Annotated in this window: 19 protein-coding genes; 9 read left to right on the top strand and 10 right to left on the bottom strand. The window is 64.0% G+C overall.

What is annotated here, in order from left to right; genetic code table 11:
* Window positions 1-324: 324 nt before the first annotated feature.
* The 3 genes from FG93_RS33425 to FG93_RS23025 all read right to left on the bottom strand — a co-directional run bounded on the left by FG93_RS33425 (window position 325) and on the right by FG93_RS23025 (window position 7,059).
* Window positions 325-477 (bottom strand): hypothetical protein, encoded by a 153-nt coding sequence (locus FG93_RS33425; RefSeq protein WP_210165837.1) that lies wholly within the window; start codon window positions 475-477, stop codon window positions 325-327.
* Between the two features lie 138 nt (window positions 478-615).
* Complete coding sequence (locus FG93_RS23030) at window positions 616-5,928, bottom strand: autotransporter domain-containing protein (RefSeq protein ID WP_043238947.1); 5,313 nt, start codon at window positions 5,926-5,928, stop codon at window positions 616-618.
* A 477-nt stretch (window positions 5,929-6,405) separates the two neighbouring features.
* The gene (locus tag FG93_RS23025) at window positions 6,406-7,059 is read right to left on the bottom strand and encodes a glutathione S-transferase family protein (RefSeq protein ID WP_043239016.1); all 654 of its coding nucleotides are present in this window, start codon (window positions 7,057-7,059) and stop codon (window positions 6,406-6,408) included.
* 411 nt (window positions 7,060-7,470) lie between these two features.
* Between FG93_RS23025 and FG93_RS23020 the strand changes: the two genes are divergently transcribed.
* On the top strand, window positions 7,471-8,337 hold the full coding sequence (locus FG93_RS23020; RefSeq protein WP_200878146.1) for a hypothetical protein: 867 nt from the start codon (window positions 7,471-7,473) through the stop codon (window positions 8,335-8,337).
* 309 nt (window positions 8,338-8,646) lie between these two features.
* Here the strand turns inward: FG93_RS23020 and FG93_RS23015 are convergent, their stop codons facing one another.
* Window positions 8,647-9,555 (bottom strand): LysR substrate-binding domain-containing protein, encoded by a 909-nt coding sequence (locus FG93_RS23015; RefSeq protein ID WP_052514083.1) that lies wholly within the window; start codon window positions 9,553-9,555, stop codon window positions 8,647-8,649.
* 125 nt (window positions 9,556-9,680) lie between these two features.
* Here FG93_RS23015 and FG93_RS23010 point away from each other — a divergent pair, with 125 nt between their 5' ends.
* From FG93_RS23010 to FG93_RS22990, 5 genes are all read left to right on the top strand, one after another.
* Window positions 9,681-10,775: an ABC transporter ATP-binding protein gene (locus FG93_RS23010; RefSeq protein WP_043238944.1), complete on the top strand. Its 1,095-nt coding sequence runs from the start codon at window positions 9,681-9,683 to the stop codon at window positions 10,773-10,775.
* Complete coding sequence (locus tag FG93_RS23005; RefSeq protein ID WP_244448702.1) at window positions 10,772-11,623, top strand: ABC transporter permease; 852 nt, start codon at window positions 10,772-10,774, stop codon at window positions 11,621-11,623. The genes FG93_RS23010 and FG93_RS23005 overlap by 4 nt, the downstream gene beginning before the upstream one ends.
* Before the next feature lie 3 nt (window positions 11,624-11,626).
* A complete protein-coding gene (locus tag FG93_RS23000; RefSeq protein ID WP_043238941.1) occupies window positions 11,627-12,430 on the top strand; it encodes an ABC transporter permease in 804 nt (267 codons plus the stop codon).
* 72 nt (window positions 12,431-12,502) lie between these two features.
* The gene (locus tag FG93_RS22995) at window positions 12,503-13,621 is read left to right on the top strand and encodes an ABC transporter substrate-binding protein (RefSeq protein WP_043238938.1); all 1,119 of its coding nucleotides are present in this window, start codon (window positions 12,503-12,505) and stop codon (window positions 13,619-13,621) included.
* 65 nt (window positions 13,622-13,686) lie between these two features.
* Window positions 13,687-14,622: an arginase family protein gene (locus FG93_RS22990; protein WP_200878145.1), complete on the top strand. Its 936-nt coding sequence runs from the start codon at window positions 13,687-13,689 to the stop codon at window positions 14,620-14,622.
* Between the two features lie 61 nt (window positions 14,623-14,683).
* Here the strand turns inward: FG93_RS22990 and FG93_RS31380 are convergent, their stop codons facing one another.
* Complete coding sequence (locus FG93_RS31380) at window positions 14,684-15,604, bottom strand: hypothetical protein (RefSeq protein ID WP_152579582.1); 921 nt, start codon at window positions 15,602-15,604, stop codon at window positions 14,684-14,686.
* A 72-nt stretch (window positions 15,605-15,676) separates the two neighbouring features.
* Complete coding sequence (locus tag FG93_RS22980) at window positions 15,677-16,255, bottom strand: hypothetical protein (protein WP_052514081.1); 579 nt, start codon at window positions 16,253-16,255, stop codon at window positions 15,677-15,679.
* Window positions 16,256-16,813: 558 nt separating this feature from the next.
* On the opposite strand from FG93_RS22980, the gene FG93_RS22975 reads away from it, so the two are divergent.
* Window positions 16,814-17,521 (top strand): hypothetical protein, encoded by a 708-nt coding sequence (locus FG93_RS22975; protein WP_244448701.1) that lies wholly within the window; start codon window positions 16,814-16,816, stop codon window positions 17,519-17,521.
* A 218-nt stretch (window positions 17,522-17,739) separates the two neighbouring features.
* On the opposite strand, the gene FG93_RS32015 is transcribed toward FG93_RS22975, so the two are convergent.
* From FG93_RS32015 to FG93_RS32010, 4 genes are all read right to left on the bottom strand, one after another.
* Window positions 17,740-17,958: a hypothetical protein gene (locus FG93_RS32015; RefSeq protein WP_081881751.1), complete on the bottom strand. Its 219-nt coding sequence runs from the start codon at window positions 17,956-17,958 to the stop codon at window positions 17,740-17,742.
* 29 nt (window positions 17,959-17,987) lie between these two features.
* Complete coding sequence (locus FG93_RS22970; protein ID WP_244448704.1) at window positions 17,988-18,266, bottom strand: HdeA/HdeB family chaperone; 279 nt, start codon at window positions 18,264-18,266, stop codon at window positions 17,988-17,990.
* A 22-nt stretch (window positions 18,267-18,288) separates the two neighbouring features.
* Window positions 18,289-19,719, bottom strand: a complete 1,431-nt coding sequence (locus tag FG93_RS22965) for a DUF1254 domain-containing protein (RefSeq protein WP_043238933.1) — start codon at window positions 19,717-19,719, stop codon at window positions 18,289-18,291.
* A gap of 424 nt (window positions 19,720-20,143) precedes the next feature.
* Window positions 20,144-20,521: an AraC family transcriptional regulator gene (locus tag FG93_RS32010; protein WP_081881749.1), complete on the bottom strand. Its 378-nt coding sequence runs from the start codon at window positions 20,519-20,521 to the stop codon at window positions 20,144-20,146.
* 286 nt (window positions 20,522-20,807) lie between these two features.
* Here FG93_RS32010 and FG93_RS22955 point away from each other — a divergent pair, with 286 nt between their 5' ends.
* Entirely contained in the window at window positions 20,808-21,809 is a 1,002-nt protein-coding gene (locus FG93_RS22955; RefSeq protein WP_081881767.1) for an AraC family transcriptional regulator, read from the top strand.
* A 100-nt stretch (window positions 21,810-21,909) separates the two neighbouring features.
* Window positions 21,910-22,494 carry a hypothetical protein gene (locus FG93_RS22950; protein ID WP_244448700.1) on the top strand — a complete coding sequence of 195 codons (585 nt, stop codon included), beginning with the start codon at window positions 21,910-21,912 and terminating at the stop codon, window positions 22,492-22,494.
* Window positions 22,495-22,550 lie beyond the last annotated feature (56 nt).

Below are 22,550 nucleotides of genomic sequence, written 5' to 3'. Positions count from 1 at the left end.
TGTCCACCACCGCCGCCGCCGGCAGCCATTGCTTCAGGGATAGCGATCAGGGCTGCCGCGACCACGCTTGCGACGATCATTGCGCGTCGGGTCGATTGGGATTTCAGCATCGCGGAGTCCTCCTGTTGCGAACTGAAGGATTTGCCTCCCCTCCATGAACGCCGCCTGAATGTCTCGGCGCCATAAGACCGCCGACAATGTTGCGGGACATCCGGCTAGATCACGCTGCGTTTGGACGAAATCATCCAAACGCAGCGTGATCGACTCTCATAGTTTTGAGCAAGCTTTATGCGAAAAGCCGTTGCCACATTTTCGCAGAATGCTCTAGCGCGAGCGAGTACATGGTGGCCTGCCTCGCAAGAACGGCGGCGTTTCAGCACGGTTCTGCAGGTTCAGGAAGAACTGATCCGGCGCGATCTCGTAGCCGGACGCCTTCCTGACGATGCGGAAAAGCTTGAGGCTCTCCTCGTCAGCCATGAGTATCGTTGAGTGCAGATGTCCATAGCACCACCGATCTCCAGCTCATCATCGGACCGGCCGGCGATCGTCACATCCATCGGCGCGCGAGACGGAAAGTTAGATCATCGGACCGGATACGAGATCCGGCCCGATGATCTAGAATCTCATGGCGAGATTGGCCTTGAAGCCATGTTGCTGCGCAGATGCGGCGAGCTGTCCCGTGTAGGAGAGGCCGAGCGTTGCAGCGGAGTGCAGGTCGAGGTCGAGGCCGGTCTCGACGACAGCGGCGTCTCGCGCGATCGGCACGCCGGCGACGGAGAAGGCGTTGCCTGCGGAGAAGGCGTTACTAATGGAGAAGGCCTGGAGGGAGAGCGGCGTCGTGTCGCCAAAGGCATGGCGCCAGCCGAGGGTGGCGCGCGCGGTGGCGTCGACGCCGCCGAGGTTGAGGCTGGTGGACGCTCTGAGACCCAGCGTGGTGAAGGTGGCGTCCGTGCTCTGGCTGCCGGCGCGCAGCGCGGCTGCGCCGCCGCTCTCACTGAGGCCGCCGGTGGCGAGGCTGACATAGGCGAGATTGGCGAAGGGCTCGAACGCAGCCACCACCGTGTCGATGCGATAGCCGAACTCGCCGAAGCCCTGGACAGTGCCGGCGCGATAGTCGCCCTTCGGGCTGTCGGCGAAGCCGGGCAAGGCGACGGAACGGCTGGTGGTGATGTCATGCCATGTATAGGCGAGACCGGTGCGGAAGCCGAGATTGCCCCACTCTGTGCCGCCATAGAGGCCGAGATGATAATTGTCGCTGGAGCCTGAGGAGACGCGGTCCCTGGCGTTGAAGGTTGTGCGGCTGTAGCCGGCGAGCAGCCCGAGCCGCCAGGTCTCGAACAGCGGAGCATCGGCGCCCATGAGCAAGCCGCCGGTCGAGCGATCGAGACGGGCGGCGTTGCCATCCCCCTTGTTGTGACTCCAGGCGCCAAAACCTTGGCCCCAGACGGCGAAACGGTCAGTCGTCGCCGGCGCCAGTTCAGGTCCGCCCGGAGCGTAGGCCATCACGGGCATCGACGACGCCCCGACAGAGCCGAAGGCGGCGCGGATGCGATCCGTGGCGGCATCGCGCACGAAGCGGCTGTCTTCGATCAGCGCCGACTTGGCCGAGGCATGGATCTCGCCCGAGAGCCGGTCGAAGGCAGCGCGCGCCTGGATGTCGGAGAGATTGAGCACGGCGTCGTAGAGCCGATGGCCCCAGCCCAGGCTCTCCGTGCCAGCCCCGGTGGCGGCCTGGTTGCGGGTCTGGCCGATGCCGGCGAAGTCGGTATTGTTGCGGGTGAGCGTCAGAAAGACGCTGGTCGCATCATAGCCGAGCGAGGGATCGAGAAAGGCGAGGTTCGAGGTGACGCCGGTGAACGCGCCGCTGCGACCGCTCGAGGTGAGGATGGTGTAGCGCGTCGCGGGCCCATAGCTGCCGGCCGCGGCCAGCACCTTGACGGTGCCGCCATTGATCGTCGCTGCACCGGTCACGGCAATGCTGTCGCTCTCGCCCCCGGCATTGGCCTCGACCTCGTAGGTCGAGCCCGCGTTGAAGGTGACGGTCCCGGCGAGACGCAGCGTGCCGATCGAATTGCCCGGCGCAATCGTGCCGCTGTTGACGGTCACGGCGCCGCCGATGGTTCCGCTGCCCGAGAGCGTGCCGCCGGTATTGACCGCGACGGCGGTATGGCCGAGCGAGCCGGTCACCCGCAGCAAACCCTGGTCGATCGTCGTCGCGCCGGTATAGGTGTTGGCGCCGGACAGCTCCAGCTCCCCGGTGCCCGTCTTGGACAGACCGAGCCTGGCAGATGCGCCGTCCTGGATGATGCCGGCATAGCGGGTCGAGCTGTTGTCGCCGCCCGTGGTCAAAATGGCGAGAGAGCCACCCTCGTTGCCGACCACGGCACCGACGGCACCGGTGAGCGAACCGATCGTCTGATCAAACCCCAGGAGATGGAGTGCCGCGCCATTGGCCAGGATATGCGCGCTCGTGGCGCTGAATGCGTTGCGATTGTCGGCGCTCAGCGTGCCGGCGTTGATCGTGGTGACGCCGGTATAGGTATTCGTGCCGCCCAGCGCCCACGCGCCGCTCCCGTCCTTGGTCAAGGACGTCACCTCGGTCACATCGGCGACGAGGCCAGAGCCTGCCCCGCCCAGCGTCAAGCCGTGCGCGCCGCTGAGGCCGCCCCTCAATTGCAATGCTCCGCCGTCCGCATTGATCCGGGCTGCCGCCGTCAAGCTGATGGCACCGGCATAGCTGTTGCTGCCCGTGACATTGCGCAGCGCGCCGCCATTGTTGATGCCGCTGCCGGCCAGGCTCAACCTCTCGTTTGCGATTGCGATGCCGCCCTGCAGTTCGAGCACGGCACCGCCTTGCACCACGGTTCCGCCTGCCATCGTGCCGAGCGCACTGCCGTTCCGGATGTTCAGCACGCCGGCGCTGATCGTGGTGAGGCCGGTATGGCTGTTGGCGCCGGTCAGCGTCAGCGTTCCCGCACCGGTCTTGGTCAGGCCGTTGCCCGTACCATCCGTCAGGACCGAGCCGATCGTGACGCCGACGCCGTTGTCCACCAGGATTGTCGCGGTCGAACCGGACGCAGGAGTGAAGGCGAGCGCGCCGCCCATCAGGTGATAGCCACCCGCCGAGAATTGCAGCGTGTCGAAGCTCTGCGTGCCCGAGACGGTGACGGTTCCGGCCGCGCCCCTGAAGACGCCGACCGAGCCGCTCCAGAGGCCGTTGATGTTCGCCTGCCCGGGCCGGCCGGTCCAGTTGCCGGCCGAACCCCAGGTCCCGCTGCCGCCATCGACGGCTCCGTTGCCCACCGTGTCCGCCCCATCCCAGAATTGCATGGTCTGGCCGGCGCCGAGCACCGATAGATTGACCTGATTGGGAATGCCGTATTGCACCTGATGGCTGGCGACGGTGAAGCCGGCCTGGCTCGAGGTGACGGTTTCCGCGCCGAACGTGCTGCCGCCTGTCAGCGTGCCGTAGTCGAACAGCCGGAAGTAGCCGGCCGAGGCGACGCGGGCTTCGAGCGTACCACCCAGAGTGAGATTGCCGCCGACCTTGACGAGATCGTTGCCGGTGGTCAGGCCCGTGCCGCCGACGATGCCCGGCGTGTTCAGCTCGAACACGGTCGTCGAGCCACTGTCGAGCGTCAGATTGCTGGTGAAGGTCAGCGTCCCCGGACTGTTGCCGGCAGACAGCCTGCCGCCATTATTGACGGTCACGGCGCCACCGATGGTTCCGGTGCCCGACAATGTGGCGCCGGCATTGACCGCGACGGCGGTGTTGCCGAGCGAGCCGGTGACGCGCAGCTCGCCGCCGTCGACCCTGGTATTGCCGGTATAGGTGCTGGCGCCGGAGAGTTCCATGATCCCCGTGCCGGTCTTGGTCAACGCGAGCGACCCGGTGCCATTCTGGATCATGCCGGCATAGACGCTCGACTGATTGTCGCGGCCGGTGGTCAGGGTGGCGGGGCCGCTGCGATTCGTGACCACGGCGCCGGCGGCACCAGTGAGCGAGCCGATCTCCTGATTGTAACTGTAGAGATTGAGCGTCGTGCCGGCGGCCAGGACATGTGCGCTCGCGGCGCTGAGCGCATTGGTGCCAAAGCCGATCAGCCTGCCGGCATTGATCAGCGTGGCGCTGCCATAGGTGTTCGTGCCGATCAGCCACCACTCACCGGGCCCGTCCTTGCTCAGGCTGGCCACATTGGTCACGTTGGCGACGACGCCATCCCCAGTGCCGCCCAGCGTCAAGGCGTTCCCGCTGCCGCTGATCCCGCCCGAGAGCTCCATAACCCCGGCGTCTGAATTGATCCGGGTGGCCGCCGTCAGGGTGATCGCACCGGCATAGCTGTTGATCCCCGAGACATTGCGCAGCGCTCCGCCATTGCCGATGCCGCTTCCGGCAAGGCTCAGCGCCTCGCTTCCGCCCACGAAGGTGCCCTGCAATTCGAGCGCGGCACCGCTCGCCACCACCGTTGCGCCCGCTGTCGTGCCGAGCGCGCTGGCGTTGCGGATGTTCAGCGCGCCCTGGTTGACCATGGTGACGCCGGAATAGCTGCTGGCACCGGTCAGCGTCAGCGTCCCCGCACCGGTCTTGGTCAACGCAAGAGAACGCAAGCCGTCCTGGATCAGGCCCGCATAAAGGGTCGAGCTGTTGTCGCGACCTGTGGTCAAGGTGGCGATGCCGCTGCCATTCGTGACCACGGCGCCGGCGGCGCCGGCGAGCGAGCCGATCTCCTGATTGAAATGGAGGAGATTGAGGCGCGCACCGGCGGCCAGGACATGTGCGCTCGCGGCGCTGAGCGCATTGGTGCCAAAGCCAATCAGTGCGCCGGCATTGATCATCGTGGCGCCGCTGTAAGTGTTCGCGCCGGCCAACCACCATTCACCGGGCCCGTCTTTGGTCAGGGTGGTCACATCGGTCACGTTGGTGACAAGGCCGTAGATATTTCCACCCAGCGTCAAGGCGTTCCCGCTACCGCGGACCCCGCCCGTCAGCTCCAGGGTCCCAGCGTCTGAATTGATCCGGGTTGCCGCCGTCAGGGTGATCGCGCCGGCATAATTGTTGAACCCCGAGACATTGCGCAACGCGCCGCCATTGGCGATGCCGCTCCCGGCAAGGCTCAGCGCCTCGTTTCCGACCGCGACGCCACCCTGCAATTCGAGCGCGCCGCCGCTCGCCACCACCGTTCCGCCCGCAATCGTGCCGAGCGCGGCGGCGTTCCGGATGTTCAGCACACCGGCGCTCACCGTGGTGACGCCGGAATAGCTGTTGGCGCCGGTCAGCGTCAGCGTGCCGGCTGCCACTGTCAGCGCGAGCCGCCCCGGACCGCCATCCTGGATGACACCGGAAAACGCGGACGGCCCCGCCAGCGAGCTATCGACGGTCAGGACACCATGAGTGGCACCGGCATTGGTGATGATGCCGCTGTCTGCCTGCACAGAGTTGATGCTGCCAATGGTCGTGCTGTGGCCGTTCAGTCTGAGGACGCCGCCCGTATCGCCGACACTGCCGAATCGCACATCGGTCGTGGCCGTCAGGGCGTTGTCGGCGAGTACGTTCAGTGTGCTGTTGCCGCTGAAGCTCTGAATACCACCGCTGATTGCTCCGGCGACCGAGGCATTGAGCGCGCTGTCATTGTTGAAGGTCTGGATCCCACCGCTGGCGGCGTTGGCTGCGTTGGCATTGAATGCGCTGCTGTCCCAGAAGAACTGGGAGCCGCTCGAAAACGGGCCGTTGGTGGTCGTGCCGCCGGTGAATATCTGGGCAAAGGCGGGGGACGCCGTCGTGCCGATGGCGACAGTCCAGGCGACCAGCGCAGACTGGATATGGCCGCGGCTACGCGCGACCCCAGCACTGCCGGGCAAGACATCCCCCTGCCCGGCTTTCGCGGACGAGACGTCAGGCGGATCGGTCCGACCGGTTTCGACAGGCATCCAGCATTTGCCCCTAGAGTTGCCAAGCGCAACGCAACAGCCGGCGCGATTACGGTCGTCATGCCCAAATACGCGCGGCAGCCCATATTCCCTTGGGGCAGTTACCGGGAATATCAGGACGGAGCTGATCCCGCCAGTCGGCATTTTCCGGAGGGCAAGTCAGGCAGATCGTGTCGCCATTGCGCCCGTCCCAGCCACTCGGAAGGGAGGGTCCGGAGGGCGGTCGCCAGCACCGCCCAGAGGCCCCTCCCCGCCTCCGCCGAAGCGATTGAGTCGAGGCACTGTCCTGGCGGAGAACCGGGATCGACAGCGCGCCGCAACCGGTCAGGTGGACGCCGACCGCTTCAACGCCGACGTTCACGCCTTCATCAAGGCCTGAGGCGACTGGCGGGCACTGTTTCACACGGTGCCCGCCAGGTCAGCGGACGTGCAATGGCCCAGGAGCCCGGCGACGTGCAGCTTCAGGCCGGCCCTCGATCAGCCGGTCGGCGATTTGCTGGTGTTCACCGCCCATTGAGCCTCAAAGGCCCGCTTGTAGGCGGGTCGCGCTTCGCCGCGGGCTACATAGGCGGAGAGGTTCGGATAGTCGTCCAGCAGGCCCGATGATTTCAACCTGAGCAGCACCGACACCATCATCAGGTCGCCCGCGCTGAACGCGCCATCGAGCCAGTCGGCTTCGCCAAGGCGACGGGACAGTTGGACCAGCCGGGAACGGACGCGTTCCTCGACCAGAGGCAGGCGTTGCGCGGTCCAGGATTTGTCGCCCTCGATCAGCTTGGCGTTTGCCAGCTCAAGGATCGGCGGCTCCACCGTACTGAGCGCGGCGAACATCCAGGTGATCGCGCGCGCCCGGGCATTCTCATCGTCTGGCAACAGGCCCGCATGGCGCTCCGCGATATGGAACACGATCGCGCCTGTCTCGAACAAGCCGAGATCGCCGTCTTCGTAGGTCGGAATCTGCCCGAAAGGATGAAGCGCCAGATGTTCGGGTTTCTTCATCGCCCCGAACGAAACAAGACGAACCTCATAGGGTTGGCCCACTTCTTCCAGCGCCCAGCGCACGCGCATATCGCGCGCCAATCCCTTGCCGCCATCGGGTGACCGTTCAAAGGCGGTAATGGTGATGGCCATCATGAAGCTCCTCCTTGACCACAATCATCGACTGCGGGGCAGGCACGCTGTCATTCCATCTGATGCGACAGCGTGATTCAAGCGCGGCAAGAGGCCCTGCCGAAGTTTAGGACCTGCCGAAGTAGGACTTGCCGACGTTTGCAGGCGGCGCGCACCACGCCGCAGCGTTTGGCGCGAAATGGCAAGATTCGCCTCCGTGAGTCGATACGAGATGGCGCCGGAGCGCTATCGCCGGGTGTTGCTGTCGGGGCAAGTCGAGGTTGCGCGGACTACGGCGGTTAAGGCCAGAGCATGCTGCGAAAAAGTGGCAACGGTTTTTCGAATCGAGCATGCTCTAAACTATGAGAGTCGATCACGTTTTCTGCGTTTGGACGATTCCGTCCAAACGTAGCGTGATCTAAGGGGCGCGACGTGCCGGACATCGATGGGAATGGGGAATTCTCGCAGCAAAGTTGCGGGCGGTTGCGGCTGACGCTGTGTCTCACGCTCGCCATGCTGGCGGGCTTTGGCAGCTCAGTGGCCATCGCGCAGGACGAACCCGGGAAAAGCACGGCCGATCTGGCCAAGGCGGCGCAAAATCCCGTTGCCGACATGATCAGCCTGCCGTTCCAGAACAATTTCAACTTCAATGTCGGGCCGCATAAGCAGCTGCAGAACGTCCTCAACATCCAGCCCGTGATCCCGATCACGCTGAACCAGGACTGGAACCTGATCACGCGCTGGATCACGCCGGTGATCTCGCAACCGGCCCTGACGGTGAATGGCGACCGCGAGTTCGGCCTCGGCGACATTAACCCGAGCTTCTTCTTCTCGCCGAAGCAGCCGACGCACGGCATCATCTGGGGCATCGGGCCGACCTTCGTGCTCCCGACCGGCACCGACAAGACCCTGACCGCCGGCAAGTATTCAGCGGGCCCGGCCTTCGTCGCCTTGACGATTCAAGGGCCCTGGGTGCTCGGCGTCCTCGTCAACAATGTCTGGTCCTTCGCGGGCAAGAGCAACCGCAGCGCGGTCAACGCGATGACGCTGCAGCCCTTCGTCAACTACAATTTCCACGGCGGCTGGTACCTGACCTCGGCTCCGATCATCACCGCCGACTGGGAAAGTGGCCATGGCGACCGCTGGACGGTGCCGATCGGCGGCGGCTTTGGGCGGGTATTCAAGATCGGCCATCAGCCCGTCAACGCGCAGCTCGCAGCCTATTACAATGTCGCAAAGCCCAGCGGCGCCGCCGACTGGCAGCTCCGGGCCCAGCTCCAGTTCCTGTTCCCGAAGTAGACACGGCAAACACGCAGCATTGAGCGTTCGACCCACCTGCCTTTGCGGGTGGATGGCTGACGTTCGTGGAGCGCCTCTGGGATGTCGCGCGCCCGCCATCAGCGGACAACGGGCACCTGTGCAATAGATCATCGGACCGGAAATCGTATCCGGTCCGATGATCTAACCCTTTGTGTTTGCGTCGGCTTTGCCCCGAAAACCGCAATCCACTTTTCGGGCCGATTCTTCAGCTGACATCCGGACTGTGGCAGAGCGATCCACCCGTCAGGCGCTTGCCTGACGCCAACTTTTCGGCCGCAGGCGGCGACCTCAGCCGAGGTAAGGGTTATTGGCGCGGATCAGCCGCGCATTTTGATCCCTGAATGCTTCTACGAACTCGCGCGCAATACGCGACAGAGGGCGAGGCCCCGGCTGGAACATCGCGTAGCGGTAGTCGAGCCTTGGCTCGAAGGGTCGTGCGACCAGGCCGACCTTGCGGAAGTGAAGGCTGGTGATCACGTCGACGATCGTCACACCGACATTCTCCATGGCAAGCGCGCAGGCCGTGCCGAAGAATTCGACATGGACGGCCATGCGCAGCCTCGCCGACTGCTCGGCGAAGGCGCGCTCGATCGCCTCGTGCAGGAAATGGTCGGCGTAGAGCGAGATGAAGGGAACGTCGTCGAGATGGCGCGGCGTGATGACGGTTTCGGCCGCGAGGGGATGGCTCGCCGGCAGCATACAGACGCAGGGCACCTCGATCGTGTCGATGACGAAGGCCGGAGTTTCGATCGGCAATTCCGCAAAGCCGATGTCGAACGCCTCGATGCGGCCAAGGTCGCGGACGGTGGGCGAGGATCGGGTGATGAAGCGCACCGTGCCGTCGGGCCACCGCTTCAGCAATCGCGCGATGATCGGCGGCAAGACGTAGGTGGCGAGGCCGGGCTGGCTCGCCAGCGACAGCGTCCCCGAGCGCAGGCTCTTCAGATCCCGCGCGACCTGGCGCGTGCGTTCGAGCACGCCGAGGGTACGCCGCGCCTCCTCGAAGAACAGCATCGCTTCGGGTGTGACCTGGAGCTTTCCCTTCTTCCGCTCGAACAGTGCGACCCCGAGCTCGTCCTCCAGCCGCGTGATCAGGTTACTGATCGCCGGCTGCGATTTCGCCAGCAGCACGGCCGCCGCGCTCATCGAGCCGGTCTCGATCACCGCGCGGAAAGCCTCCAGATGTCGCGTGTCCAAGCTCGTCCCTCTCGCTGAAGTTATAATGCAGAATTATACCTTTTGGGCCATTTCGTTTTTGACGTGGCTCTCGAAAACGCGACCATTGCGCCAAGCCTGAATGGCAGGGGAATGGGACCGCATCGGTGAAAGACACCCTCGTCCTCGACAAGGTCGAGAAGCGCTATGGCGATTTCGTCGCGCTTGAACCGACCGATCTGACGATCGGCGCCGGGGAGTTCATCACGCTGCTGGGCCCCTCCGGTTCCGGCAAGACGACGATCCTGATGAGCATCGCCGGCTTCGTCAGCCCGAGCCGTGGGCGCATCCTGCTCGACGGTCGCGACGTCACCGCCCTGCCGCCGGAACGGCGGAACTTCGGCGTCGTCTTCCAGGGCTATGCGCTGTTCCCGCATCTCACCGTCTTCGACAACGTCGCTTTCCCGTTGCGGGCGCGCGGCATCACCGGTGAAGCGGCCCGGCCAAAGGTTCTGGCGGCTCTCGAAATGGCGAAGCTGCAGACCTTCGCCCACCGCTACCCGCGCCAGTTGTCGGGTGGGCAGCAGCAGCGGGTCGCCTTGGCGCGCTCCCTCGTCTTCTCGCCCGAACTTCTGCTCCTGGACGAGCCGCTGAGCGCACTCGACCGGGCGCTCCGCAAGGAGTTCCAGACCGAGTTCAAGTCGATCCACCGCGAGGTCGGCACGACCTTCATCTACGTCACGCATGATCAGGAGGAGGCGCTGACGATGTCGGACCGCATCGTCATCCTCGATCGTGGCCGCATCCTCCAGATCGCGCCGCCATCGGAGCTCTATGAGCGGCCGGCCACCGAATTCGTCGCGGGCTTCCTCGGCAAGAGCAACTTCCTGCGCGGCAGGACTGCGTCGGCCAGTCAGGGGCAGGTCGAGCTTCACATGCCGGGCTTCGTCTCGACAGCGGCCGAAAACGGCGTCGCCCCGCGAGTGGGCGCACCGGCGGTCGCCGCGCTCAGGCCGGAGAAGATCAGGCTCGCTCAGCCGAGGGACCGTGCCGGCGCATCGGCCTGTCAGGTCCGCGGCAGGGTCAGCGACGTCACCTATCTCGGCGCCTCCGTCGAGGTCGAACTCAAGCTCGAGGACGGCGAGTCGCTGCTTGCGGCCGTTCCTGCCGGACAGCGGTCCTTCGTCGAGGGCGAGGAGATGGTCGCATCCTGGGGCTCGGACGCGGCCATCCTCGTGCGCCCGAGCGAGGCGTCGTCGTGAGCGCGGCCGCCGCAAGCTCCAGCGGGACCGAGCGGCTTTACTGGCTGATGCTGCTCGCCCCTTGCGTCTTCCTGGCGCTGTTCTACCTCGCGCCGGTTCTCAACGTGCTGGTGCTCAGCTTCACGGTGCCGCGGCCCGGGGTCGCCAACTACGCCGAACTCGTCAACAACGCAGCCGTGCAGCGTGTGCTCTGGACGACGGTGCGGATCGGAGCGATCACCACCGTTCTGGCGCTCCTCATCGGCTACGTCGTCGCCTATGCCCTGCTGCATTGCGGGCCGCGCGAGCGCCGGATCCTGCTCGGGATCGTGGTGGCGAGTTTCTGGATCAGCGCGCTCATCCGGGCCTTCGCCTGGGTCGCGCTCCTGCAGTCACGCGGACTCGTCAACGCGCTGCTGATCTCGGCGGGCGTCATCGACAGCCCGCTGAGCCTCGTCCGCAACGAGTTCGGCGTGGTCGTCGGCATGGTCCACTACATGCTGCCCTATGCGATCCTGCCGCTCTACACGAGCCTGCGCGGCATCGACGACCGGCTGGTCCCCGCGGCACGCGCGCTGGGGGCCACGCCGTCACAGGCCTTTCGCTGGGTCTTCCTGCCCCTCAGCCTGCCCGGCCTGATCGGCGCGGGGGTGATCGTGATGATCTTCTCGCTCGGCTTCTACATCACGCCCGCGATCCTCGGCGGGGGGCGCACGATCATGGTCGCCGAGTTCATCAGCGTGCAGATCTCCGAGACCTTGCGCTGGGGGCTGGCCGCGATGCTGGCGACCGTCCTGCTCGGCACCGTGCTGCTGCTGGTGATGTGGCTCAGCCGGTTCATGGATGTCGAGCAGGCGCTGAGGAAATAGCCCATGGCCTCTCCCGGCACCTCCCCGAACGGACCCGGCGTTTCGCTCAAGCGGATCGTCGCCTGGCTGGCGGCGGCCTTCCTGCTGCTGCCGGTTCTCGTCGTGATCCCGATCTCGCTCACGCCGGAACGCTATCTGTCGCTGCCGACGAACACGATATCGCTGCGCCATTACGAAAGCCTGGTGACGGACGGCCGCTGGTCGAAGAGCATCGCCGACAGCCTCATCGTCGGGCTGGGCGCGACGGTGCTCGCGACCGGGCTCGGCGTCGCCTTCGCGGTCGGCGCCTGGCGCCTCGGCGTGCCTCTCGCCCGGCGGCTGAGGCTGCTGCTGCTCGCGCCGATCATCGTGCCGCCGATCGTCCATGCGGTCGCGTTCTACCGTGCCTGGGCGACGCTCGGATTGCTCGATACCTATCTCGGCTTGATCCTCATCCATGCGATGAAAGGGCTTCCATTCGTCGTGCTCACGGTCGCCGGCACGCTGGCAAATGTCGATCCACGGCTCGAGCAGGCGGCGCGCAGTCTCGGGGCCAATGCGCGACAGGCGATGGGATGGGTGATCCTGCCGCAGATCCGCGCCGGCATCGTCGCCGGCGCCGCCTTCGCCTTCATCACCTCCTGGGACGAGACGATCGTCGCGCTCTTCGTCACCAGCCGCGCCGTCACGACCCTGCCACGCCGCATCTGGGAAGGCCTGGCGGACAACATCGATCCGGCGATCGCGGCGCTCGGCACGGTGATGATCGTCCTGACCTTCATCGTCGTCGCGATCACGACGGCGCGCAGCGCTTCCGCAAAAGCCTAGAGCATCGGACCGAAAAGTGGACTCCGGTTTTCGGAAGAATCCGATGCTCAAACAAACAGAGGGGACGACAGCATGACCAGAGAACATCAGGAATTCCGTGAAGACTGCCTGGCGATCCTGCGCGAGCAGACGCAGGGCAAGCGCGTGCATCGCCGGCATTTCCTGCAGGCGCTGGCCATGCTCGGCGCCATTCCGGCCGGGCTTCGCCTGACGCCGGCGCACGCCGCCGCCGGCGAGATCGTGATCGTCAACTGGGGCGGCGATGCCGTGCCCGCCTATGACGCGATCTGGGCCCAGCCGTTCAATGGCGCCAATCCCGGCGCGAAGGCGATCATCAACGGCTCCGGTCCGAGCTCGGGCAAGATCAAGGCGATGGTCGAGAGCGGAGCCGTGACCTGGGATGTCTGCGACCGCACGGTGCCGGCATCGATCGAACTCGGCCGCCAGAGCCTGCTGGAGAAGGTCGACTGGTCGATCGTCGCAGAGGACAAGCTGCGCCCGGCCCACCGCTCGGATTGGGGCGTCGGAGCCTATCTCTACTCGTTCGTGCTCACTTACGATGCGCGCGCGCTGCGCGGGCCCGCCCCGAAGAACTGGAAGGACTTCTGGAACGTCAAGGACTTCCCGGGAAAGCGAACCCTGCGCAACAATATCGAGGGCATGCTCGAGGCGGCCCTGCTGGCCGACGGGGTCAGCCGCGACAAGATCTACCCGATCGACGTCGACAGGGCGCTCGCCAAGATCAAGGAAATCAAGGCGCACACCATCTTCTGGACGACCGGTGCGGAGAGCCAGCAGCTCTTCCGCAACCAGGAAGTCGTGATGGGCAATCTCTGGCACACGCGCTCGATGCTGCTCGCCAAGGAGGTCGGCGACCACATCAAGTTCACGTTCGAGGACGGCGTCCTCTTCCCCGGCGCCTGGATCGTGCCGAAGGGTAACCCGGCCAAGGCCCGCGCCTGGCAGTTCGTCGCCTCGGCGCAGGACCCCAAGAGCCAGGTCGAGCTGTTCAAGCGCGTCGGCAACGGACCGGTCAACCCGGCCGCCGCGGCGATGGTCCCGGCCGAGATGAAGGCGCTCGACTGCGGCTCGCCCGAGAACTTCGCGCGTCAGGTCGCCGTCGATAACGAATGGTACGCGGAGCATTACGCCGCGATCCTGGCCCGCTACCTGGACGCCATCTCGTCCTGAGCCCTGATACCCACGGACGGCGTGCAGCCGCCCGTTCCTCGCTCCCGAACCCACAAGGTAAATCCATGACGACCGCCCCGTTTTCGCTCGCCCAGACCTTCATGGGCGTTCCGCATCGCACGGAGATCGGTGACGCCAAGGCGGTGGTCCTCGGCCTGCCCTTCGACTGCGGCACCCACCCCCAGCGCATCGGCTCGCGGCTCGGGCCGTCCTCGATCCGGGAACAGTCGTTGCTGTTGCGCGCCTTCGACTTCGCCAACGGCATCAACCCGCTCGACGCGCTGGGCGTGGTCGATGTCGGCGACGCCCGGGTCAGCCCCGGCGATCTGGAAAACTCCTATGCCGCGATCGAGACGGCTGTCGGCATGATCGCCGAAGCCCGGGCCGTCGCCGTCACGCTCGGTGGCGACGGAGCCATCGCCCTGCCGGAGATGCGTGCGCTTCACCGCGTCTATCCCGATCTCGTCACGGTCCATATCGACGCGCACACCGATGCCTATCCGATCGAGGGATACAACACCGCGACCGCCTTCGGGCGCGCGGCCGAGGAAGGGCTCGTCGACCCGACGCGCTCCTACCAGGTCGGTATGCGCGGCACGACGATGCTGCCCGGCGTCGGCGATTATGGCCGGAGCCTCGGCTACAACGTGATTCCGATGAGCGAGCTGCTCGAACGGGGCATCTCAGCCGTTTTCTCGGAGATCCGGACACGCATCGGCGACCGGCCCGTCTATCTGTCCTACGACATGGATTTCTTCGACCCCTCGGTCGCGCCGGGCGTCTGCACGCCGACCTGGGGCGGCGCGACCTCGCGCGAGGGCCTCGCCGTGCTCGAAGCCTGCGCCGGCCTCAACCTCGTCGGCGTCAACATCAACACTGTAAGTCCCCCCCATGACGTAGGCGGCATGTCGGCGCTGCTTGCCGCCCAGGTGACGTTGAACGCGCTGAACCTGATCGCAAGGCAACACCAGTCGAGCGTGGCTTCAGCTTCTAAGGAGTGATCGCTCAGGGGCCCTGGGCTTGCCATATAGACGGCACTGGCCGCGACAGTTCTTTAGGCTGTCAGTTGCCTCCCCCGGGTTTTGCTATCTCGAGCGGCACATAGCCTTCGGATTCACTGAGGCGTTCGATCGTCGTCTTGCCGGCCGCACGCAGATAGTCGACAGCCTCCAGGAGAAGCGGGTGGGTGAGGTCCGCCGCGCCCAACACATGACTTTCGTCGCCCTGCAGACGCGACAGGAAGTCGGCTCGATCCGTTTCCTCGACGTAAGAGCGCGCGACATAGGTCCTGTCCGCGCGCGAGAAGCGATAGATATCGTATTCGTAGTGATAGTCGTGGAAGCCTTGCTCATCGGGCTCCGACGCATCGACATGATGGCTGATCGCGACGTTCATTGCCGGCCGTTCACCAGTGGCCGAGGCGTCGCCATCGAGCGTCATGCCAAGCATCCGAACGGCCTGCCCGATCCCGGCGAGAACATCGGCAAGCTCGTCCTCGCTGGCGGCAGCCAACAGGATGCCGTCTCCGTCTACGGCCGGCGCGATCAAGAGCCGGGCATCCGACGGAAAGCAGACGCCGTGCCAATCCCGCAGGCTGCGAAGCGTCCCGATCGTCGTTTCGGATGGTCTTGCGGCCCGCAATACGAGGGCGGTCTGGCCCTGTAGTTGCCAGTCCTGCTTGAACAGTTCGGCTGTGCCTCGAGCGTCGTTGGCCACGGCAATATCGGCAGGCCAGGTTCGCGTCAGCCTTTGATAGAGTCTCATTGGCAACCAGGCACGCGGCGCTGCCAGCGTCGAAAGTTCAGCAGGCAGGTCATGCGGCCAGAAAAGCCGGAATGCGACCGGCCCCAATGACACGGCGACTTGCGATACGATGTCGATGATCGCGGCGGGAACGCCGGCGTCATGCAGCGGCGGATCCATCTCCCAGGTCAGTAAAGCTGCGGCGCTGCGCATCGGCGTAAAAGCAGTCGTGCGGAACAAAACTTCGTTCCAGGAGCGATCGATCCGTAGGGTGGCAACGGGGCTCATCATCAAAGCAACGTTCGGGCCCGTTCAATCCTTGAGCTCGACTGAATAGGAACAGCCCAGAAGCGCTTTGGTGGGGTGGCTCGTCACATTCGAGAGTACCCGCTTCACCGTAGAGGCGAAACTCAGGCCATTGTCCGTCTCGCTTTTTGACGAAATCACCCGTTCGCCCAGGAATTTCTGTGAAGCACCCAATTTTTGCGAAGCACCCAATTCTTCTGAAGCGCCCAGGGCATTCTCAATATTCTCATGACGGGCGAGTTCGTTGAGATCGGCGTCCAGCACGGCCATGATCGCCGTGCTTGAAAAGACGACCGTTCGCGTGCGGTGCCCCGCGATCGTGATCGGCTTCGGCAGTTCGTACTGCGAGAGAAAAGGATTGTTGGACTTCCGCCGCTTCCAACCCCGGGCTCGATAGCCGCTGTCATCGGATCCAATGGTGAAGGCAAAGCCGTTATAGGTTCGCGGATCGAGCCTGCATTCCAGTGCATCCACCACGTCGACGGTGAGAGGATCGAATTCCATCTCCCCTGCCACAGCAACGGCAGGCACCGTATTCACTGCGGCAGCCGCCGCCACGATCACCAGAGAAACCAGTTTATGCATGCAACCTCTCTGCAATGCAGGGCCCGAACGAGGCGTCTTTTGGCAAAAAGTCCATAGCGGATCTTTCCGTGAAATTAGAAGAGGTAGCGTGCAGCTCCTCGCCACATTCTCCTCCGTGATCTTTGGTCTTCTGCCCCTTTTCCCGTTGATTACGGCCAATTTTCATTTTTCTGCGGCAAGCAAGATCTGACGGCTCCCGGAGCCTATCGGCAAGATCTTGCCACCAAAAGCCGAGGCCCGTGCAGTTTTAGCCGCATCTTCATGCGCATCATGACGCTTCAGCCTGTCGCTCAACGACGACGACACAGGAACAGCAAGTTGCTGCGCGGCAAAAGTCCGCGTGCGGGCGGCTCGCCCCGAGCCGCAGCGTTTGCCGCGAAATGGCAAGACTCGCCTCCGTGAGACGATACGAGATGGCGTAACGAAAGGGCTGTCGCCGGGTGCTGCTGTCGGTGCCCGTCGCGATTGCGCGGACCAACGGAGGATACGCTCGGCGCGCCCGTTGGGAACCGATCGCTCGTAGAACACACTCACGAAGGCAAACGAGGAGAGTGCGCCATGAAAACCGCGCGAAATGCAGTTGCCCTATTCTTTCTTCATGCTGTCGCGGCTTCAGCCCTGACCTTGATCTCCGACTCTGCGTCGGCTCAGGCGACGCCGGCCGTCCCTCCGCACGTGCCGCTGCAGAAAACGATCGGTGCCCCAGCCAAGCCCGAGCTCGTGCCGTCGCTCTTCGTCCTGAGCGCTCGCGGCGCGACCTTGCAGGGCGGGAAGCTGGTGCTGAGCGGCCTGTCACCAAACTCCATCGTCTTCGCCGACCGTCCCGTGAGGTCCGCTGGTCACGAACTCACGGCGCATATCCTCGAGGAGTGGCTGCCGAGCAACCAGAGCCCCGACAGCTTTTACAAGGACCCTCCGAATGCGACAGTGTCGGCTTTTATGAGGGATGGCTCGGGCGTTCGGGACGCGGTCGTGGTCTTGAAGACACCGAAGCTTGAAGGCGACCGGGTGACATTCGACGTCGATGTCCTGGAAGGCGACCTCGCGGGCGGTGACGGCGCTGCGTCGATCTTCATCGATCTGATCGGCAGGCCATTCACGCCATTGTCCTTCGCCGGCGTGGCCCGACGTTCGGCCTTTCGCGGAGCCTATTACCGAGGCGCCGCGATGGCCGCCGGCGCCGGCGCCCTGGGTGCCGCAGCGTATTACGCGCCCTATGCCTATCGACCGGCCTGCGGATATTATCCGTACCCGCCCTGTTACTGATATGAGCTCGCGCCCGTATGGGCGGACCTGAAATCCGATGTCCGCTCGTCCCGCCCCTGGCGGCGCCTGAGCGGACATCGCTGTGGCCGAACGCGTTCTGACGAGTAGCGCGGGATGCTAGATCGCCGGGATCCGGTGTCGAGCGTAAGTCGATCCGTCGAGGCATCGCCGTTGCCATCTGGCAGGCAGGCTTTGATCGCCTCGGCCCCGCGGCAGGTTTAGCGGCAGACCCGTCGCCCGTTGACAATCGCACAGCGGACCGGCGCCGGCCTCACCACCACGGCCCTTGGGACGGGGCGTCGCGCGACGACGGCGCCACCGGGGCCGGCGCATCCCGCTCTCACCACGCCACGCGCGCAGACGACAGCGTTGGCCTCCGCCGGAATGGCAATTGCCGCCAGCCCGAACATGCCGGCCACCAGGATTAGAGCTTTCATCAACGGTCCTCCTGCGATGGGCGGCCAGGCTACGGCTTCAACGCGATCCCGAGCTTCGCGCGCATGTCCTTGAATGCGACAGCGATCGCTTCGATGACCCGCTTGTCGGGGTTGACCTTGCAGTACTGGATCACCTCGTGTTCCGCCTCCTTCGCTCTCTTGACGTTCAGGAGGTGGTGGCGGGCGAGGCCGTTATACCAGCCACTGTACCAGGTGGTGAGCATGTCGGCGTCTTCCTGCCAGGTTCCGGCAAGTTGAGCGCAGGGGAGATTCTGAACGTCAATGGAGCCCTTGGTGGCCGCCTGCAGAGGGCGGCCACCAGCTCGAGCCTCAGGCGAGTTTCTGGGCCGCAGGAATCGCCCAGGTGCCGTTGATGATCGACGGATCCGTCTCGCTCGGCCAATACATCCGCAGCATCAGGATGAATTCGTCGGGTGGCGCCGGGAGCCAGTTCGACTCCTTGTCCTTGCCCGGAGAATCCTTCTGGATATAGAGATCGGTCGAGCCGTCCGGATTCGTCTTCAAATCCTGCCGCGCGCTGATCGAGTATCGATTCAGGGGATTGTTCACGAAGAAGTACTTGTCGTCATACATTGTCAGCGACCAGAATCCCTCGACCGGCGGCAAATGGCCTTTGGGGAAACGCATGACATACTTGTTGGCGCCGTTATACTTTCGGCCTTGCGCATCCACCTTGGATGTCGGGTAGACCGCGTCCTGCGGACGGTTGGCGCCGAGTCCGATCGCGGTAATCAGAGCCCGCATCAAGTAATCCGTGCCGTAGATGCCGGTTCTTGTCGTGAAGGCCCAACCATCCTCGTCCTTGATCGCCTTGTTGATCTTGAACTGAATCATGATCCTGTCGAACGCGATTTCCGGAACGCGCTTCACGAAATCCGCCTTGAGCTTGCTCGCGTCAAAATCCTGTCCGGGCACGATGCCGATGCGGGCGAATCTGGCGAGCTGGGGAGCATCGGCGGCAGATGGCGGATTGGTCTTCATCAGCTCGCAGAGCAGCGTGAAGTAGGCTACCGCGTCCATGCGATTGACCTGATCGCGGACCGCCGTCTTCATGTCGATCGACGGATCGGCCTTGCCGGGCGGCGGCGTGTAAGTCTTGCCGTAGGCGCTGAGCGGAACGAGCTTGAACTCGTCCTGGAGCTTGTGCACGGCGGCGTAGTCCTCGGGCGTGCCGGTGCAATAGATGCGGCCGAGCAGCCACACGATGCTGGTCGGCGATTTGTATTCTTTCACACCCTCCGGCAATGTGCCTTTCCAGCCGGGTCCGGTAATCGCATAGGTCTGCGCCCCGGTGCCGGTCGTGCGCTTGCCCGGAACCTGGAACACCGAGGTCCAGCCGTCGAGCATCGGCATCAGGAAATAGCGCCCCTTCATGTCCGGGATGCTGAGCACCCACGGTTCTTTGCCGACATCAAAAAAGGCGGTCGTGTAAAGCGTGTCCGCATTCGGCGCCGTGACATCCCTGAACGAAGCGTCGGGATAGTGGCGCAGCTTGATGATTTGCCCCATCGGTGCCCGCGTTCCCACGGGATCGGCAACATTGGTGATGACCCGGCGGGTCATTTCCATTGTCACCAAGGGATATCCAAAGATGTAGGCGTCGGTCGCAAGCCAGAAGTCCTCAAGACCTTCGCCAATACCGAGGAATGCCCCCTGCTCTGCGTGTGCTGATGGGCCCATTGCGCCGCCGGCAAGCATTCCAAGTCCGCCCAATGTGGCGGACCGACGAGTGATCTTCATTTTTGTACCTCCACAAGATTCTCAGGTATGAAACAGCAGCCGCGTGCAGGAACGATCCTGCAGCGGAGCGGAGATCAGGGGCGCGCCGTCCCGCCCGCGATCGGCCCCACCGACAACGGCGTGACCTAACTGGCGCGCCCTCTCCACTTCACCGCCCGCCCGCCCGAAGTGCCGGAGGCCAGCGGGAAACAGCCGGAGCGCTTGCACAAATCCCGGCGGTGCCGGCATGGTCTGCGGCGGTCTTGGCCGGAGCCCCGAATGTCCCAGATACCTCCAGGCGATTGCCCCCTTGGCCCATTTCTCCATTTGCCCGTGCATCTCGATAGACTCCGGAGCGGCTGCATCGGCGACAGCGGTTATCGCCTAGCCATTTCGCGCCAACTCGGAGAGACGTGTCTTGCCATTTCGCGCCAAACCCGACGGCTCAGTATCGGTTGCCTTCAATCAGACGATTGCCGGGGAACGACCTCTTCCTGTGCTGCCGCCGATACGTGACAGGCTGAACCTTCATCAGACGCATGAAGGTGCGGCTGAAGCTGCTGGCGCCGGCATAACCAAGACGGAGGGCGATGTCCGAAATGCGCTCGTTGGATTGAACGAGAAGATGGCAAGCGGTATCGAGGCGCACCTCGGCCACCACCTCGCTGTAACTGGTACCTATCTCTGCGAGATGACGCTGCAGCGAGCGCGCGCTCACTCCCAATTGACTTGCGATACATTGAAGAGATGCGCCATTGTGCTGCAGCGATTCAGCAATCGCTGCTCGCACCACGTATCGGGAGGGCAAATGGACGAGCTTCATAGCCACGTTGTGAAAAGGTCGAAGCCTTTGCCTCGCGGTTCAAACAAGTCCTCTATTCAATGACCGAAAATATCGACGGTCTGGCCATCAGCCGCCAAAATTAACCCGAAACGAGCATCGCCTGGAGATGACCAGGGCGAAGCATCCGAGCCGAAACGCAACATACAGAAGCGCAAGCGCGTCGTTGAGAGCCTGCTGCCTACCCGTTATTTCGGTGAAACCACAATGCCGAGGAATGGCCGGGGATCAGCGAACCACTCTCTCCCGCAGCCGGGGGGCAAGCAATATGGACGGAATTCCTCTCACCCGTTGCCAATTCCTCATTCCCTTCGCCGGTATCCACGACGAGATCGGCGCTCCGACCGCGTCACTTCTGACCAAATTTCGCCTGCCGACATCCCTTGAGGAAAAGGCCGATCACTTCTTGCCGATAATGCCGGCCATACACTTCGCGGAAGCGGCGCAGAGGTCGCAAGGTATCACGGATTTCGGGTTTCAAGCCGCAAGACGGCTGCAGTTTTGCCACCTCAGCGAAAGGATCCGGCTCCTGATCGGGTGCTCGCCGACCTTGTTCACCGCGTTACAGCAGACATGCAAATGGGCGACCCTTGAAGATACAGTCTTGAGCATGTGGCTCGAGCGTCGGGATGATCACGTCAGGATTTGCAGCAAGCTCACCGGGACCGCCGGAATGGCGCATCTTGAACACTCACAATGGCTTCAGCTCATCTTTCCCATCCACATTGTTCGACAGTTTGCCGGATCGAGCTGGGTTCCGAAGACGATAGCCTTTGAAGCCCGGTATACGCCTGGCCCGGAGCCTCAGTCCTTCTGGCCGAATACGCGCTTCCTGTCTGGGCAAGAGGCGTCCTGGATCGATGTGCCCATCTCGCTTTTGAGCCTGCCCAACCTTGCCAATGAAGTGCTGCCCGATCCGTCCGGTGATGACGCTCGGCCGGCCGGCAATGGAATCATCGCCACGCTCAAACTGATGTTGCCATCATACCTGGATGAAGGCCCCCCGACCGTCGCTGAAATCGCGGAGATGGCCGGCACCAGCGTCAGAAGCCTTCAACGCAAGCTCTCGGACGCGGGCCTCACATATTCCGACTTGCTCGGCGCGGCCCGGTTTGAAAACGCCGCAAAATACCTGCGCGAGACGGACGTCAAGATTATCGAGATCGCTTTCTCGTCCGGCTACACGGACCCTGCGCATTTTACCCGCGCCTTCCGTCGGATCTCCGGTGTGACACCGCGGCAATTCCGCAACCAGTGGAGATCGCAATAAACCTGCCCCTCGCGTCGAGAGACGCGTCGGTTCTCGATTGGCGCGAAATGACAATTCTCCCCGACGCAAGCCGGCTATTGGATGGGGAGCAAGCAGCGTGATGCCGCCGCATGGCGCGGCGTTGGACAGCTTGCGAAATCCGGGCTTCGCCAAAATCCGGGCCTCACAGGGTGGTGATATGGATGTACTCGATGCAACCCCATGGGGGACGGACTGGGCCTGGAGCCTGCCGCTCATCCTGTTGAATGTCATCATTCACGTCTTCGGCCTTGCCTTCATCTACGACGCGTTCACCGTCCTCTTGCGGGAGACGACGGCTCGCCGCCGTTTCATGATCCGGTTTGCCGAAGTCATGAGCGTCTCCGTGCTGCTGATCGTCGTGCTGCATGGCCTGGAGGCGATCACCTGGGCCGTCGCATATCTTGCACTCGGCGCGATTCCGGACAGCAAGTCCGCGATGCTCTATTCGCTCGGCGCGATGACCGGCTTCGGGGTCGGGAACGTTTCCTTGCCGGCTCACTGGCAAATGATGGGTGTCCTGCAATCCCTCGCCGGAGTGCTTCTGTTTGGCCTGACCACGGCGTTCATGTTTGCCATGTTCCAGGCGGTGTGGCCGTCGCAGCAACAGCCGGAACGGGGCAATCCGCGGCGCGACAAGGATTCGATCGCCAAGCGTGTTGATTGAGACCCCGCCCCTGGCGCCGTCACGGCCTGAGCCACGGCGCAGGGTCCAACCTCCGA

It is taken from the genome of Allobosea sp. LC85, assembly GCF_000735605.1.
GTDB lineage: Bacteria > Pseudomonadota > Alphaproteobacteria > Rhizobiales > Beijerinckiaceae > Allobosea.
Note: the sequence above shows the minus strand (reverse complement) of the source record. Positions and strands in the feature narration are given on the sequence as shown.

Bases quoted from the DNA above. Each gene is read 5' to 3' on its own strand.
- FG93_RS23000 (WP_043238941.1), top strand. From the start codon at position 11,627: ATGGCCTCTCCCGGCACCTCCCCGAACGGACCCGGCGTTTCGCTCAAG.
- FG93_RS22965 (WP_043238933.1), bottom strand. From the start codon at position 19,719: ATGAAGATCACTCGTCGGTCCGCCACATTGGGCGGACTTGGAATGCTT.
- FG93_RS22980 (WP_052514081.1), bottom strand. From the start codon at position 16,255: ATGCATAAACTGGTTTCTCTGGTGATCGTGGCGGCGGCTGCCGCAGTG.
- FG93_RS22955 (WP_081881767.1), top strand. From the start codon at position 20,808: ATGGACGGAATTCCTCTCACCCGTTGCCAATTCCTCATTCCCTTCGCC.
- FG93_RS22990 (WP_200878145.1), top strand. From the start codon at position 13,687: ATGACGACCGCCCCGTTTTCGCTCGCCCAGACCTTCATGGGCGTTCCG.
- FG93_RS23025 (WP_043239016.1), bottom strand. From the start codon at position 7,059: ATGGCCATCACCATTACCGCCTTTGAACGGTCACCCGATGGCGGCAAG.
- FG93_RS22995 (WP_043238938.1), top strand. From the start codon at position 12,503: ATGACCAGAGAACATCAGGAATTCCGTGAAGACTGCCTGGCGATCCTG.
- FG93_RS32010 (WP_081881749.1), bottom strand. From the start codon at position 20,521: ATGAAGCTCGTCCATTTGCCCTCCCGATACGTGGTGCGAGCAGCGATT.
- FG93_RS22950 (WP_244448700.1), top strand. From the start codon at position 21,910: ATGCCGCCGCATGGCGCGGCGTTGGACAGCTTGCGAAATCCGGGCTTC.
- FG93_RS22975 (WP_244448701.1), top strand. From the start codon at position 16,814: ATGAAAACCGCGCGAAATGCAGTTGCCCTATTCTTTCTTCATGCTGTC.
- FG93_RS23030 (WP_043238947.1), bottom strand. From the start codon at position 5,928: ATGCCTGTCGAAACCGGTCGGACCGATCCGCCTGACGTCTCGTCCGCG.
- FG93_RS32015 (WP_081881751.1), bottom strand. From the start codon at position 17,958: ATGAAAGCTCTAATCCTGGTGGCCGGCATGTTCGGGCTGGCGGCAATT.
- FG93_RS33425 (WP_210165837.1), bottom strand. From the start codon at position 477: ATGGCTGACGAGGAGAGCCTCAAGCTTTTCCGCATCGTCAGGAAGGCG.